At 66.9% G+C, this 14,443-nt stretch carries 17 protein-coding genes, 1 pseudogene and 1 riboswitch; of the genes and pseudogenes, 12 read left to right on the forward strand and 6 right to left on the reverse strand.

Annotation, left to right across the window (positions count from 1 at the left end; genetic code table 11):
- The 9 genes and pseudogenes from VNG13_00235 to VNG13_00275 form a co-directional block, all read left to right on the forward strand.
- Positions 1–348, forward strand: a 348-nt coding sequence (locus tag VNG13_00235) for a hypothetical protein (protein ID HVA58955.1), incomplete at its 5' end; no start/stop codon positions are given.
- Positions 348–869, forward strand: coding sequence for an RDD family protein (locus VNG13_00240; protein ID HVA58956.1), 522 nt, complete (start codon positions 348–350; stop codon positions 867–869). The genes VNG13_00235 and VNG13_00240, both read left to right, overlap by 1 nt.
- A 29-nt stretch (positions 870–898) precedes the next feature.
- Positions 899–1,579 carry an RNA polymerase sigma factor gene (locus tag VNG13_00245; GenBank protein ID HVA58957.1) on the forward strand — a complete coding sequence of 227 codons (681 nt, stop codon included), beginning with the start codon at positions 899–901 and terminating at the stop codon, positions 1,577–1,579.
- Positions 1,576–2,136, forward strand: a pseudogene (locus VNG13_00250) (MGMT family protein). Before VNG13_00245 ends, VNG13_00250 begins: the two are co-directional and overlap by 4 nt.
- Positions 2,137–2,163: 27 nt before the next feature.
- The gene (locus VNG13_00255; GenBank protein HVA58958.1) at positions 2,164–2,340 is read left to right on the forward strand and encodes an Ada metal-binding domain-containing protein; all 177 of its coding nucleotides are present in this window, start codon (positions 2,164–2,166) and stop codon (positions 2,338–2,340) included.
- A gap of 31 nt (positions 2,341–2,371) precedes the next feature.
- Positions 2,372–3,067 carry an alpha-ketoglutarate-dependent dioxygenase AlkB gene (locus VNG13_00260; GenBank protein HVA58959.1) on the forward strand — a complete coding sequence of 232 codons (696 nt, stop codon included), beginning with the start codon at positions 2,372–2,374 and terminating at the stop codon, positions 3,065–3,067.
- Between the two features lie 231 nt (positions 3,068–3,298).
- Positions 3,299–3,994, forward strand: coding sequence for a hypothetical protein (locus VNG13_00265; GenBank protein HVA58960.1), 696 nt, complete (start codon positions 3,299–3,301; stop codon positions 3,992–3,994).
- 58 nt (positions 3,995–4,052) lie between these two features.
- A complete protein-coding gene (locus VNG13_00270; GenBank protein HVA58961.1) occupies positions 4,053–6,203 on the forward strand; it encodes a LamG domain-containing protein in 2,151 nt (716 codons plus the stop codon).
- An 8-nt stretch (positions 6,204–6,211) separates the two neighbouring features.
- Positions 6,212–7,582 (forward strand): S26 family signal peptidase, encoded by a 1,371-nt coding sequence (locus VNG13_00275; protein HVA58962.1) that lies wholly within the window; start codon positions 6,212–6,214, stop codon positions 7,580–7,582.
- Positions 7,583–8,248: 666 nt separating this feature from the next.
- Here VNG13_00275 and VNG13_00280 read toward each other — a convergent pair.
- The 4 genes from VNG13_00280 to VNG13_00295 form a co-directional block, all read right to left on the reverse strand.
- Entirely contained in the window at positions 8,249–9,673 is a 1,425-nt protein-coding gene (locus VNG13_00280; protein HVA58963.1) for a glycine hydroxymethyltransferase, read from the reverse strand.
- A 24-nt stretch (positions 9,674–9,697) separates the two neighbouring features.
- Positions 9,698–9,790: riboswitch (ZMP/ZTP riboswitch) on the reverse strand.
- A gap of 259 nt (positions 9,791–10,049) precedes the next feature.
- Positions 10,050–10,484 carry a hypothetical protein gene (locus tag VNG13_00285; GenBank protein HVA58964.1) on the reverse strand — a complete coding sequence of 145 codons (435 nt, stop codon included), beginning with the start codon at positions 10,482–10,484 and terminating at the stop codon, positions 10,050–10,052.
- A gap of 236 nt (positions 10,485–10,720) precedes the next feature.
- Complete coding sequence (locus tag VNG13_00290) at positions 10,721–11,116, reverse strand: hypothetical protein (GenBank protein ID HVA58965.1); 396 nt, start codon at positions 11,114–11,116, stop codon at positions 10,721–10,723.
- Between the two features lie 78 nt (positions 11,117–11,194).
- Positions 11,195–11,755: a dihydrofolate reductase family protein gene (locus VNG13_00295; protein ID HVA58966.1), complete on the reverse strand. Its 561-nt coding sequence runs from the start codon at positions 11,753–11,755 to the stop codon at positions 11,195–11,197.
- A 530-nt stretch (positions 11,756–12,285) separates the two neighbouring features.
- On the opposite strand from VNG13_00295, the gene VNG13_00300 reads away from it, so the two are divergent.
- Positions 12,286–12,882, forward strand: coding sequence for a type IV toxin-antitoxin system AbiEi family antitoxin domain-containing protein (locus tag VNG13_00300; protein HVA58967.1), 597 nt, complete (start codon positions 12,286–12,288; stop codon positions 12,880–12,882).
- 44 nt (positions 12,883–12,926) lie between these two features.
- Here the strand turns inward: VNG13_00300 and VNG13_00305 are convergent, their stop codons facing one another.
- A complete protein-coding gene (locus tag VNG13_00305; GenBank protein HVA58968.1) occupies positions 12,927–13,172 on the reverse strand; it encodes a hypothetical protein in 246 nt (81 codons plus the stop codon).
- Here VNG13_00305 and VNG13_00310 point away from each other — a divergent pair.
- Together VNG13_00310 and VNG13_00315 are read left to right on the forward strand one after the other, a co-directional pair.
- On the forward strand, positions 13,053–13,778 hold the full coding sequence (locus tag VNG13_00310; protein ID HVA58969.1) for a nucleotidyl transferase AbiEii/AbiGii toxin family protein: 726 nt from the start codon (positions 13,053–13,055) through the stop codon (positions 13,776–13,778). The two genes, VNG13_00305 and VNG13_00310, sit on opposite strands and share 120 nt — an antisense overlap.
- Positions 13,778–14,173 carry a hypothetical protein gene (locus VNG13_00315; GenBank protein ID HVA58970.1) on the forward strand — a complete coding sequence of 132 codons (396 nt, stop codon included), beginning with the start codon at positions 13,778–13,780 and terminating at the stop codon, positions 14,171–14,173. Before VNG13_00310 ends, VNG13_00315 begins: the two co-directional genes overlap by 1 nt.
- Positions 14,174–14,226: 53 nt before the next feature.
- Here VNG13_00315 and VNG13_00320 read toward each other — a convergent pair whose 3' ends face one another.
- Positions 14,227–14,382 (reverse strand): hypothetical protein, encoded by a 156-nt coding sequence (locus tag VNG13_00320; protein HVA58971.1) that lies wholly within the window; start codon positions 14,380–14,382, stop codon positions 14,227–14,229.
- Positions 14,383–14,443: the final 61 nt, after the last annotated feature.

Genomic DNA, 14,443 nt, shown 5'->3' on the forward strand with positions numbered 1-14,443 from the left:
GTCGACGTGGACTCGGTGGTCAGCCGGGTCGACGTCGACAAGCTGATCGACCGGGTGGACGTCGAGAAGATCATCGAGCGTGTCGATGTCGAGAAGATCATCCAACGGGTCGACATCGACGGGCTGATGGAGAGGACCGAGCTCGGCTCGATCATCGCCAGGTCGACCAGCGGGGTGGCCTCGGAGGTGCTGGACGTGGTCAGGGCCCAGGGAGTCGGCCTCGACGACTTCTTCGGCCGCCTGGTCAACCGCGTCCTCCGCCGCCATGCGGAGGACCTGCCCCTCGGCCCGCCCACCCTGGTAGGCCCACCCCAGGTTCGGGCCGAGCTCACCGCGGGGGCCGGCTGATGGCCCCGGCCTCCACCGTCGCTCCCATCGAGGGCCGACAGGGCCACTACGCCGGGGCGGTCAGCCGGCTGGTGGCGTTCGGCGCCGACGTGGGCGCCTCGTGGGGCCTGTTCACCCTCGGCGCGGCCGCCCTGGCCTTCTCCGTCCAGCTGGTCAGCGGGCACAATTTCTCCCTCAGCAGCCACCAGATCGTCTCGCTGGTCGCGCTGGTGGTCTGGGAGTTCGTCTATTTCGCCTACCAATGGGCGTCGGGCGGGAAGACCATCGGGATGGCCCTCCTCGGGATCCGGGTGGTCAGGACCGACGGGTCTCCCATCGGCCCCCGACAGGCGGTGGTCCGGACCCTGACGCTCCCCCTCAGCTTCCTGCTCCTCGGGTTGGGGTTCATCGGCATCCTCACCAACCGCGACCGCCATGCGCTGCACGACCGCCTGGCCGGCACGGCGGTGGTCTACTCGTGGGACGCCCGGGCCGCCCGGCTCCGCTGGTTGGCCAAGAAGGAGATCCCCACCTCGGCCTGAGGCCCGGCGGTTGTGCCAGGGTTTTGGTCGTGCGCAACCGAACCGCGCCCGCCGGTGTTGAGAAGGGCATGTACGCGGTCCCCACCTCCACCGCCTGTCCTGCCCCCGGCCCCCTGCCGCCGGACAAGGTCCTGCAGTCGGAAGTGCCGGCGTCGGAGGTGGACGCGGTGTTCATGACCCTGTTCGAGGAACATCGGGATCGGGTCTACTCGACGGCGCTCCGGCTCACCGGCCGGCGCCACGACGCCGAGGACCTGGTCGCCGAGGCCTTCCTCCGTGCCTACCGGTCGCTTTCCGGCTTCGACCACGAGCGGCTCGAGACGCTGCAGCCCCGGGCCTGGCTGACGGCCATCGTGGTCAACCAGTGGCGGAATCAGCGCCGTACCGCCTCCCGCCGGCCCGCCACGGTGTCCTCGAATGCCTTCCCGGACGCAGATCACGTCGATGTGCTCCCCGGCGTCGAGCACCGGGTCGAGGTCCACGCTGACGGCGACCGCCTCGCCGCCATGCTCGTCGGGCTGCCAGAGCGCCAGCGGATCGCGGTGGTGCTCCGGTACATCGGCGATCTCCCGGTGGGGGAGGTCGCCGAGGTGATGGGGTGCCCGACCGGAACCGTCAAGTCCCTGATCAGCCGCGGGCTGGCCCGGCTCCGGCCGGGCGAACCGGGTGCAGGGATCCGCGAAGCGACCGATGGAGGAGCACTCCGATGACCGCCACCGATGACCGACGACTGATCAGCGCCTTGTCGGTGCTCTCCGTCCCGGCGCCCCCCGATCTGGCCGAACGGATCGTGGCCCACTGGGCCTACGTCGAAGGTCCGACCGTCGACGTCTACGTCGCCTTCAGCAACGCCGGTATCTCGAGCGTCGTGCCGGCGCCGAGTGTCTCGGGCGCGGGCGAGTTCGCCAGGGCCTTCCGCCACCGGTTCGGCCGTCCCCTCCTCGCCGCCGATGGTCCTCCGGACGGGGTCGGGGAGGCCCTGCGGACCGGCAGCGCCCTCGACCTCCGGTTCGATCTCAGCGGCCGGACCCTTTTCGAACAGGATGTGCTCGGTACCGCCCTGGAGATCCCGCCGGGCGAGGTCCGTCCCTACTCGTGGATCGCCCACCGGATAAACCGGCCCCGGGCGGTCCGGGCGGTCGGCACCGCCCTCGGCCACAATCCCGTTCCCGTCCTGATCCCCTGCCACCGGGTGATCCGGTCCGATGGCGACATGGGTCAGTACGGGTTCGGCCGTGGGCTCAAGCGACAATTGCTCGACGGCGAGGGAGTCGATGTGGACCTGGTCCTTTCGATGGTGCGCCAGGGGGCAAACTACGTGGGCGACGACGCCGGCCGGGTGGTCTGCATGCCGACCTGCCACCGGATGCTCTCGGTCGGTGGGGAGCGCCGCCGCGGCTTCCGCTCGCTGGCCGAGGCCAAAGCGGAGGGCTACCGGCCGTGCCCGAGTTGCCGGCCGGCCGGTCGGTAGTACCGGCCGTGCGGGTGACCCGGGCCATCCGGTGACCGGGCTGTTCGATCGAGAGCCGGTGGTGGTTGCCCCGGGCGCCGTCCACCTCCCCGGTTGGCTCGACGGAGACCGTCAGCGTGAGCTGGTCGGTTGGTGCCGGACGTGGTCCGAGGGGGCCGGGGGTTTCCGATCGCCTCGCATGCCGAGTGGCGGGACGATGTCCGTGCAGATCGTCTGTCTGGGATGGCACTGGTACCCGTACCGCTACTCGAGGACCGTGGACGACGGGGACGGCCGGCCGGTGGCCGCCTTCCCCGCCTGGCTGGGCGATCTGGGCCGCCGGGCGGTCGCCGACGCCGATGCCGTCGACGCCACGGTCCTCGGGCCGGAGCCCACCGGAGCTGCCGGACGCACCGAGCGATATGAGCCCGATGTGGCCCTGGTCAACTGGTACGGGCCCCGCGCCCGGATGGGCATGCACGCCGACCGGGAAGAGTTGAGCCCGGCTCCGGTGGTATCGCTCAGCCTGGGGGACACCGGGGTGTTCCGCTTCGGGACCGTCGCCGGCCGCGGTCGGCCCTGGACCGACGTGGAGCTCGACTCGGGGGACCTCTTCGTGTTCGGCGGGGCTTCGCGGCGGGCCTTCCACGGCGTGCCACAGGTGGTGGCGGGCACCGGCGACCCCTCGCTCGGCGTCGGGAGCGGGCGTCTCAACGTCACGGTCCGCCAGACCGGCCTCCCCGGGTGAGATAGGAGCGGTCGAGGAACCACGCCCCCGCGGTCCCAACGGCCCGGCGGTGGGGTCCCTCAATCCGCGCCCAATGGCCGAATGCGACCAAATTTGTGGCTCCACCTGGGTGTTTTGGGCGAGTAGTGGGAGGCGACACCATCTGTTGTCAAGTTTCTCGAGGACTGGTCGATACATGGATCCAGGTGGGTCGTCGATCTGCCGTCAAGCGCCTTTCGTCGGAGGAGACCAATGGATTCGGAAAAGAAGTCACGAAAAGGCGGGCTGATTGCGGCCCTTCTCGGCGTGGCCGCCTTGGGGCTGACCGCCGTCGTCACCCTCGGTGTGACCACGTTCTCCGCCCAAGTCGGTGGCAGCGGCACCTTCCAGACCGGCACGTTGCTGCTGTCGAAGACGAATGCGTCGGGGACCTGCCTCTCGAGCGGCAACTCGGCCGGCAGTATCACCACCAACATCAATGCCGCCTGTCCTGGCAGTGACCTCGGCGCTGGCACGACCAATGTGCCTCAGGTCAACCAGACGTCGACGGTGACACTGACCAACCAGGGCTCGATCAATTCAGCCAGTGGGCTCACCCTCACCACCGGAGCCTGCTCGGCCGTCGCCGCCCCGTACGGAGCGTCCGTCCTCAACCCCCTGTCATCGGGTAGCGACACCGCCGGCTTCTGCGGCAAGGTCGACATCACCATCTACAACACGACCGCAGGGAAGTGCTTGTACCCGGCGGCCGTGGGTGCGTGCCCCGCACCGTCGACCGCCAACAACCTCGTCACCTTGGCCTCGGCCAGCCCGTTCACCCTGGCCGCCTCGCTGGCATCCGGTGCGAGCGTCGGGCTCACCATAACGACGCAGCTCGACGCGTCGGCGACCAACGCCGACCAGGGCCTCGCGGCCAACGCGACCATGACCTACACCCTCGGTCAGTAGTCCCGAAAGTCGGCTCTCATGAGCCGTGAACTCACAGAGTGGCGATCAAATGAAACTGATGCGGAGTGGACTGACCCAGGGGCAACCCTGGGTCAGTCCCGTTCTTGGCCCGTTGATCCTCCTCGGGGTGGTCGCCCTTCTGAGTGGGTCACTGATCGGCTGGGGCGCTGGCTTCTCCGGCCAGATCTCCGGAGTCGGTACGTTCGGGAGCGGGACCCAGTTGCTCTCCGACACGATCGGGGGCACCAACTGCCTGTCGTCGTCGAACTCGGCGGCGGGGATCACGACCAACCAGGCGACATGCGCGACGTATCCGCTTTCGACCACCGTGGGCTCGGCGTCGACCACCACGCTCGGTAACCAGGGATCGGTAGCGCCGACATCGGCGTCGGTGGCCACCGGCGGTACTTGTGGCGTCCAACAATTCGCCGACACGTCGGCGGCGGGTACCAACACCGGCCTCCCACTCGGCGGTGTGACCTACGGCGCGACCGGACCGAGCCCCTACACCGGCACGGCGGCTTCGGTTGCCTTCGACGGCTCCACCGGCTGGGGAGAGACCCTGTCCGGCCTCACCATGCCCACCGATTACACGCTGATGGCGTGGATCAAGCCCTCTGTACTCGACGGGGTCGTGCTCGGGGCCACCAGCACCCAGTCAAACGGGGCGGCATCGAGCGCAGACCGCATGGTATGGACCGATGCCGCCGGGCGTCTGGACTTCGGCAACGACGTCACCACGTTGCAGGCAACCGCAGGGTCGGCGCTGGCGGCCGGCACCTGGTATCTCGTCGTGGCCACCAAGTCGACGACCAACGGTATGGCCCTCTACATCAATGGGGCGTTGGACAGCACCAGTACCTCCACCGGGGCCAAGGCCACGCTGAATTACACGGGCTACTGGCATCTGGGCTGGGGCGGTGCGGTCGGTTCGGCGTTCGCCAACCTGCCCACGACCGACTTCTTCGGGGGCGACATCGCCGACGAAGCGGTGTTCCCGACTGCTCTCAGCGCGGCAGCGGTCACTTCGCTCGCCAGCCAGACGACGCAGTCCGGATTCTCGACTCAGGTCCTCGCCAACGCCCCGACCTCCTACTGGCCGCTGCAGGACACCGGCACATCCCTGTACTCGGGCGCCATCGCCAACGTGGTCGCCAACAGCGCCGGGACGAGTTACCGGGACGCGTCCAACAACCCCGGCACCAACACGGGGACCGGAAAGGGCGCACTCGGCGTAGACGCTTCAGGACCCATCGGCGACGCTGCGACGACCTTCAACGGCACGACCGGCTGGGTCCGGACGGCGCGGGGCCCGCCGACGGCCTTCTACGCATCACCGGGACCACAGACCTTCTCCATTGCCGGGTGGTTCAAGACCACAACCAGCGGATCGGTCATAGGCTTCACCACGCTGCGGTCGAATGCCTCCCCACACATGTGGGATCGCCACATGTGGCTCGATGCGGCCGGACACGTCGTGTTCGGCGTCTACCCGAATAGGATTTTCGAGGTCAACAGTTCGGCCACGACCGCCAAGAACTACGCCGACGGCAACTGGCACTTCGCCGTGGCCACGGCCGCGCCGGTCTCGGCCACGGTCGGCACGGTACTGCTCTACGTCGATGGCGTGCTCGTCGCCGGCTCGGTCGGCAACGAGACGATCACCGGCAGTGAACCCGCACAGGTGTACGGGGGTTGGTGGCACCTCGGGTGGTCGAATGCCCACAGCTCATGGACCGATCAACCGACGAGCGGGTACTGGTCGGGATCGCTCGGCCAGATCGCCGTGTTTCCTTCAGTGCTCACTGCGGCTGACGTGTCATCGCTCTACGGCGCATCCTCGGCATCGGCATACCTCAGTGCGGTCACAGGTGGGGTGGCCACCTCCAACGCATTCTGGCCGCTCGACGAGGAGGCCCAACCCGGGTCTCCTCCATGCACCTACATCGCCATGACCCTTCAGGTCGGGTCGGTGTGTGTCTATCCCATCGCCACCGGCGCGTGCCCAGCCGTCCCCCCTTCGAATTGGCTGTCGATGAGCTCGTCCATCCCGATAGCGTTGCCGGCACTGAAATTCACAACGGCCACATCGGGCTCCGTTCCGGCGGCCGCGGTGGGGCTCCATGTCTCTGTCCCGTGGGTGATCACCGACGGGGCCAACGGCCTCTCGTCCCAGTTGACCCACAATTCGGGGTACGTACTCCTGTGAGGTATCCGGTGACTGTCGAAGCGGACGATCGGCAGGCGGACCGGGCACCCCTCGAGGATGTCGATCCCGAGAGCGACGCGATCGAATCGACTGCGAGAGCTGAAGGTGACCCCGTCGCCTTGACGGCGGCCGCGGCCGGCGCGGAGGAGAAGAACAACGCGGAGACCCCTCTTCACCGAGCGGCCCGACGATGGCCGGCATACTGCATCTCATCAGTGCTCGTTGCGCTCGCCATCACCTGGTCAGGCTGGCTCGTCTCCGGGGGCGGATTGTTCACGGTCGGCTCCCCGTCGATGGGAATGGCCGCTCCCGTGGGCTCCCTGGTGGCCACCCAGCCGTTGACGCCGTCGGCCGTGTTGCGTGTTGGCGACATCGTGGTGCTGGAGCCCCATCGGGGGCATTCGTTGACCTACGTGCACCGCATCTACCGGGTCCTTCCCCACGACCGATATCTGACCAAGGGGGACCTCAACCAGGAGCCCGATCCATGGGTCATCACCCGTGGCAATGTCATCGGTACGCCTCAGGCCGTCATCCCCGCCATCGGTTGGATCTACAGGTGTGCGCCATGGATGTTCCTCGGCGCCGCCGCTCTGGTCGCCGTCGCCCTCTTCGTCGGGGAGCGCCAACGGCGCTGGATCCTCGCCTTCGGACCGACAGTGCTGTTCGCTGTCCCCCTTCTGTGGTTTCAGCCGCTCATAGGGGGATTCCTCTACGGATCCGGGCGTCGGGGTCGTCTCGTGGCGGTGAACCTCGTCAATACCGGCATTCTGCCCGTCCAATATTCGCCAGCCGGGGGCCGAGTCGTTCATGCGGTGCCAGGACAAGAAGTGCTGGTGACCGGGTTGGTCCCCAAGCACCGCTCGCTCGACATCAGAGTGAGCGCCGCGCTGCCCTGGTGGGGCTGGGCCCTGGTCGTCCTGGCTTGCCTCTTACCGCTGGTACTGGTGGCTCTGGACGACCGCATGAGGCGGCCCGCCCGGCGTTCCGCAAAGGGTAACGCTGGCCTCTACCTTCTGGACTCACGACCCGGCGAAATGCTGTCACCTGCGTCCCAGCACGAGGTTCCCGTGCCGACGGATGAGCTCACGTATGACCGGGCCGGCAGCAACATCGAACCGTCGCGCGCGAGTGGGACCTTTCCCGGAACCATCAACGGGAACACCGCGAGAGATCCGCTCCCACCGGCGCGCTCTCACATCGACCTGGCCCCCGGCCGCAAACGCTGCTCTCGGTGCAGGCTCATCCTCCCGGTGGAGGCGTTCGGGAAGGACAAAGGAAAACCCGATGGGTTGACCAGCAGATGCCGAGGGTGCCGGGCTGAGGCCGCACGGCAGCGGAGATCGGCGGCTGTACTCGAGAAGTCCGGTCGGTCCTGACTCCCGACCTCGGCCGGCGGGCGCCCCCGTTCCCGGCCCAAGGGTGCCCGCCGGCCCGCCTCCTTCTCAGCGCCGGGGCCTCCGTCGCTCCCCCTGCCGCTCCGGCTCGGACGGTCGCCTCCCGGGTCCGCGTTTCTGCGCGGTCGGTGCTTTGCTCCCCTCCTGGCCTGCTTCGGCCACCCCCGCCGAGAGGCCGGTGCGGGCGGGGCACTGGCAGAAGCCGCCGTCCCGGTGGCGACAGCGGCCCTGCGCCGGCAAGCGGGTGCACAGGTCATCTGGGCGCCCAACGGCTACGACGGATTCCGTATGCGCCTGGCCGAGCTGGCCGGTGTACCGCACCCGCCAGAGTCCTACCGGCGGATCGAGGAGACCGCCGAGCATCGGCGGCCCATTGGCGATCAGTGGCGGCGGATTACCCCGATCGTTCCAGCGAGGCGTGACCATTCATCACGATCACGATCACGACCACTGACCCCTGACCACCCGACGTGCCAATCAGTAGCGGGTCGTCAGGGCGACTCCCTGCCGGCGTTTGGGCCGACCCCTGGACGATGTCCTGCTCGCTGACCGGAGACACCTTCTGTCTCAGTTTGAGGTTGTTAGTGCGGTAACGCCTACTTGATTCGAGAGTCTCACTGCATTGTCCGTACTCTCCGAGCAAATCATTTACAGCTTGATGTCCGCATAGAGGTGGTGGCGCGCGAGCAAACCGGAACACCGGTCTTCGCAGGCTTGGGCGATGAGGGGATCGATTTCGTACTTCGCTTTGGCTGTGGATACCGCCGGTGTCGTGGCTCTCAGGGCAGTGACGATGACGTCGGCGACTTCGTCGATCTCGTCCGACCCCAATCCCAGCGTGGTCAGCGCCGGTGTGCCAAGTCGAATTCCGGAGGTGTACCAGGCGCCGTTGGCGTCACCTGGCAGTAGGTTGCGATTGGTGACCACTCCTGCGTCAAGCAGGGCAGCCTCAGCTTGACGGCCGGTGAGTCCGAAGCTGGAAGCCACGTCCAAGAGCACAAGGTGGTTGTCAGTCCCCCCAGTGATGAGCCGTGCTCCCCGCCGTATCAGGCCCTCCGCCAGAGCACGTGCATTCTCTACGATGTGGACGGCATAGGAAGCGAACGAGGGCTGGCGAGCCTCAGAGAATGCAACGGCTTTGGCCGCCATCACGTGAGGCAGCGGGCCGCCGAGGACCATCGGGCACCCCTTGTCCACGTAGGGGGCGTACTCCTCGGTGCAGAGGACCAGTCCGCCCCGAGGACCACGAAGTGACTTGTGAGTGGTGGACGTCACGATGTCGGCGTGGGGAACCGGATCAAGATCACCGGTGAGCACCTTCCCGGCCACCAGTCCGGCGAAGTGGGCCATGTCGACCATGAAAGTAGCCCCGACGTCGTGGGCGATCTCGGCCAGGATGGCGAAATTGGGGTTCCGGGGGTAGGCCGAGTAGCCCGCTACGAGCACCAGCGGACGGAACTCTCTCATCTGGGCCGCGATGGCGTCGTAGTCCAGGAGCCCGGACGTGGGGTCGACCCCGTAGCTTGCCTGATCGAACATCTTCCCTGAGATGTTGGGACGGAACCCGTGGGTGAGATGCCCGCCGGCGTCGAGCGCCATGCCCATCATGCGCTGGGAGTGCAATTCGTTGCGCAATCGATCCCAGCTATCGGAGTCAAGGTCGTTCACGTGACTCGACCCTGCCTCGTCGAGAAAAGGTTGCTCGACTCGGTGGGCAAGGATGGCACTGTAAGCAACCAGGTTTGCGTCGATCCCCGAATGAGGCTGGGCATAGGCGTGATCGGCGCCGAACAGTGCCTTGGCGTGGCGGGAAGCCAACGTCTCGATCCGGTCAACCATCTCGCATCCGGCATAGAAGCGATGGCCCGGAGTGCCTTCGGCATACTTGTCCGACAGCCAGTTGCCCATGGCCAGCAGCACGGCCGGTGAGGCGTAGTTCTCTGAAGCGATGAGCTTCAGTTGACGCCGTTGGGATTCCAACTCACCGACGATGGCCTCAGCAACATCTGGTTCGGCGGCAGAGATCACCTCCAACGCCGATCGATAGGCACTCGCTACGACTGGATTGGGCACCACGCGCTCCTTCGGACGACATCGAGTCTTCGCCCAGGCGCACGGCTACATCCGGCAAGCTGCCGGCGGGTCGGTCCCCAGTGGTGCTCCACCCAGACGCCAGTAACGACCCGCTGCAACGATAGCCCCAACGAGCTGCAGAGAGGTATGGACGCGGTCGAAGTATGACTCGGAGGCGCCCGTGGATGGATCGGCGCGCAGGCCTCCACTCAGGGCTCTGGAAGTGCCCCCTACCGCGCGGCCGATATCCAAGTGAGCCATGCCTTTGATGTGCCGGAGCGGGTCACCGACAGCCGGCGTTAGGTGGCACGCCCACTCCAGGTGAGCCGGGCGGCGATGACGTCGTGCTGGTGAGCGCAACGACCGCTACACCGACTCAATCGCGAACGAGTTTCAGTGCCAGCCCGGGAACGATGAAGGATGCCAAAAAGATCGGCAAGAACCTCTTTCCGGTGCATCGGAAGGCGACGATCTGGTTATCGGCGGCGTCGAAGGTCTCAGTGCTGCTCGACTTTCGGCCATTGCGGACCTGCAGGGTATGACGTCCGGGCTCGACTGGAATCTCGATCGTGTCGTTCATTTCGACCGACCCGACCCGCTCACCGTCGACCACGGCATCGTACGTGCCCCGACGGACCTCCGCTCCGATTGCCTTGTGCGTCAACTTCAGCGTTGCCGAAATCTGTTGATCTCCTCTTGCCTCCGAACGGCCGTTGTCCGGGTGCTCGGCGATGAATGCAGCGTACCTGCGACCGTCATCGACGCCGACCGGTCCCGAATCCCTCGCCGTCGAACATTGCGGCCCGGTCACAGCGTGCCGTTCGTACAGACTCCACGGCTTGGGAAATAGGACCCTTCCTCGCGACAGTCGAATGGCGCCACCGACCCGGCGTCAGGGCACCCTGCGCACTGGGGTTCAGGTCCACCAGAATGGAAGCCGTGAATCTGCGACCCTCACTTCCGCCGACCTGTTGGCGTTCTGTGAACTGCGGATTGAGTTCTCTGGCCGAGCACCGGGGCATCCGGCCGGATGACTTCCCAGGTCGGCTATCCGACGACACCCGGCAGTTCTTCGAGCGAAAGCGTCTTTTTGGACGCCTCTTCTCCTGGCTGGTCGAAGATGCTGGAAATCAGATCGGTCCCGCTTCCGTAGTCGTGCACGATCTTCCGCCACTGCCGGAAGATCCTCGGTCGCGTGAGGGCTAGATCATCAACATGTACATTCGACCGGGTCCCGGTGGCAAAGGAATCGGTCGTCGCTGGTCCACCAACCACAAGGCTTGGATGGTCGTGCGGGGTACCTCGGGATTCGAGAGTGGCTCCCGTCGGGTCAGCAAGATTGAGGAACCCCTCAAGTGTCCCGCCGACCCGGCGAATGTTGGGGGCAGCCGGCCAAGCTCGTGACATCTCCACGAGTGGGGCCAGCTCCTCCGCCTCCAGCATCGGCTGTTCGTCACTTCAGGCGCCGCCCCAGTTTGGATCGCCGAAACGACGGCGGCTGGTGCGCCTCCGACTGGAGGGTCAGCTCAGGATGCGATAGCGCAGGTTCACAACACCATTGCCGAACCGGTGCTCCTCCAGCAGGTCCAACTGGACACGGGCGTCTCCGGAGAAAGCGGGCTTTCCTCCACCGACGAGCACCGGATACATGAAGAGCTGGTACTCATCGATCAGCCCGGCGCTGAACGCGTGCGCAGCGAGGGTCGAACCCCCGACGGTCATATCGCTCGCGGCGGACGCCTTCAGCTCCCGTATCGAATCGGGGTCGAAGCGGCGCTCGAGCCGCGACTTGGCGGTCGGGACTGCATGCAGCGTCGCCGAGTAGACGATCTTGTCGGCCACTCGCCAGACATGGGCGAAGTCAGCCATGAGCTCCGACTGGGCAGCCAGGTTGGGGTCGGTCTCCCACGGGGCCATCGTCTCGTACATGCGCCGTCCGTAGAGGTGGGTACCGACCGGGCGCACAATGTCGGTGATGAAGGTGAAGACCTCATCGGTGGGCTCGGTCCAGTCGAACCTGCCGTGCGCGTCCTCGACGTAGCCGTCGAGGGACATGTTCGCCACGTAGATCAGCTTGGCCATGCCGCTCCTCAGTCGCCCGTGTGAGCATCTGGGAGCAACTATAAATGAGGTGATGCACGACGAAGACTGTTGTCTGACTCGATGCTGAATGCGGGATTGGCCCGGTGAGCCCTCGGACACCTCGACTGGAGGGCTTGTGGTCCTCGCCATGCGGTACTCGCCCCTACGTGTTGTTGCACGGGTGATGGCACCGCGATTAGGCGCCCCCCCAAACCGGTCAAGCCCCACTTCGCCGCACGCCCTGCCCTCTCCGTTCGGGTGGCGCCGGCCGCTGTCCCGGCCCCCGGCCCGGCGCCTCAGGCCCCTGGCGCGGCGGTTGTGGGGTCGTTCGCCTGCCTGTCCCCCCGCTCTGGGTGGTTTGGCGCCCTCGGCAGCGTCTTTTTGGCGTCCTCGGCCGGATAGCCGGGCCAGTCCTGCGACAGTTCGTCAGGCTGATCCGGCGGCTGGGGCTGGCTTGATGGGACCCCTTCTGGCCCGGGCTTGAAGGAAAACCTACCCAGGTAGGCGGTATCTGAGTATGATTTCCTTCCATGAGGACGGCAGGAGTCCCGGATCTCCGAGACCAGCTGGGTGACACGTTCACCTACGGCGAGGCCAAGCAGGCAAGTGTCGGTGACCGGCGTCTGTACGCCTTGCGCGACAGCGGAGAGATCATCTCGCTCGGCGGTGGCGTCTACCGCTGGGCCGACGCCCCGCCCGCCGACTCCGACCTGATCGAGATCGCCGAGCGCGTCCCGCACGCCACGCTGTGCCTGGAGACCGCGCTCGCTCGCCACGGCCTGATCGATGCCATTCCCGCCGCCATCGACATCGCCATACCCAGGGGGAGCACTCGACCGTCCCTGAAGGCGCCGTCCCGCATCCACCAGTTCGACCCCCGGACGATCGACCTGGGACGCGACGAGCTCGAGGTCGGGGCCCGGCGCCCTCTCGGGCTGTACTCGGCTGAGCGGTGCCTCGTCGACGTCGTCCGCCTCCGCCACCTCGAAGGCAGTGACGTCGCCTGGGAGGCGCTGCGCCGTTGGCTCGGACGATCGGGGCGAAGCCCGGCCCAGATGATCGAGCTGGCCCGCAACTTTCCCCGTGCCGAGCCGGCTCTGCGTCGGGCGTTCGAGGTCCTGCTGTGACCGCTCCCTCCCGGGCCACCCCGGCTGGTCGGGCCTACCTCGATCTACGGGCCAAGGTCCGAGGCGATCGCCGCCCAGTCGACGAGCTGTTGCAGCTCTACGTCCTGGAGCCCTTCCTCGCTCGCCTGGCCGGGTCGCGCTTCGCCGAACACCTGGTCCTGAAGGGCGGCGTGCTCCTGGCCGCCTTCGGCGAGCGCCGTGCGACCCGCGACATCGATCTCCAGGCCCAGGCCCTCGACGACGACCCGGAAAGCATCCGGGCGGTGATCTGCGACGTTGCCGCTCAGCACCTCGACGACGGCGTGTTGTTCGACGTAGGCGGCGCGATCACAGAGGTGATCCGAGACGAGGACGCCTACAGCGGCGTTCGGGTGTCAATGCGAGCCGAGCTGGCGACGGCCCGCCCACACTTCCACGTCGACGTCAACGTGGGCGACCCGATCACGCCCGCACCGCAGGAGCTGCACCTTCCCCGCCTGCTCGGCGGCGAGGTCGTCGCACGAGGGTATCCGCTCGTGATGGTGCACGCCGGGAAGATCGTCACTGCCGTGGCCCGCGGAACGGTCAACAACCCGCTGGAGGGACTTCGCCGATGTCTATCTTCTGAGCCGCCGTCATCCACTGATCGGAGCGGATCTCACCGACTCGGTCCGCCAGGTGGCCCGCCACCGGCAGGTCGAGCTGCTTCCTCTCGCCCGCGTTCTCGACGGCTACGGCGAGATCGGACAGGCGCGATGGGCAACCCGGAGGAGAAAGCAGCAGCTAGAAGACCGCGTCCCCGATCAACTCGCCGAGGTGGTCTCGGCGGTTGTCTCCTTCGCGGATCCCGTTATCACCGACACGGCAGCAGCCCTCGCATGGGATCCGGCGAGTGGCGTGTGGTCGTCGGTCCCTGATGGTCGCTGATCTGTACGAAAGGGAGGCTGAAGCGGTGGCAGGAAAGTCACGACGAGTCACATCACCCCTTGTGGCAAGGTGGCGGATCGTAGACATGGACCTCTGGGCCCAAGAGGACGTCGACCTCGTCGCTCCGGGGTTCATCGAGTTCGAACCGGACCACATGGGCAGTCTCGGGTTCATTGCGGTCCAAGGTGGGATCGACTGGCGCGACGCACCTCGTGACGGACACCCCGGTGTGGAGTTCTCTTGGGAGGGCTTCGACGAGGGTGACCACACCACCGGTCGGGGGTGGGCTGCCGTCGAAGATGATGGCAGGCTTCGAGGCCACCTCTTCTTCCACCGTGGCGACGATTCGGGCTTCCGGGCCGAGCGCACAGGCGACACGCGATGACCACCGGCACGCCTCGGAAGCCGCCCGTGTTCGGACCGGAGCCGTGGTCGGAGCTAGCCGGGCGGTCCTGGAGCTACTGGGACCTGTGGTTCGCCGCCGTTGCTGTCGCTGACTACGCCGACAGCCTGGACGACCTCGAAGCACATCTCGTAGGCGAGCTGCGGAGTCACGTCGACGGCCGGCAGGGCGCCGAATCGAAGCTCAGCCATCTGGCTGACCTGCGCTCCAGGATCGAAGAGGCCGGTCTCACGCCGGCGGACCTCGCCACGT

The sequence above is a fragment of the Mycobacteriales bacterium genome, assembly GCA_035533475.1.
GTDB lineage: Bacteria > Actinomycetota > Actinomycetes > DATLTS01 > DATLTS01 > DATLTS01.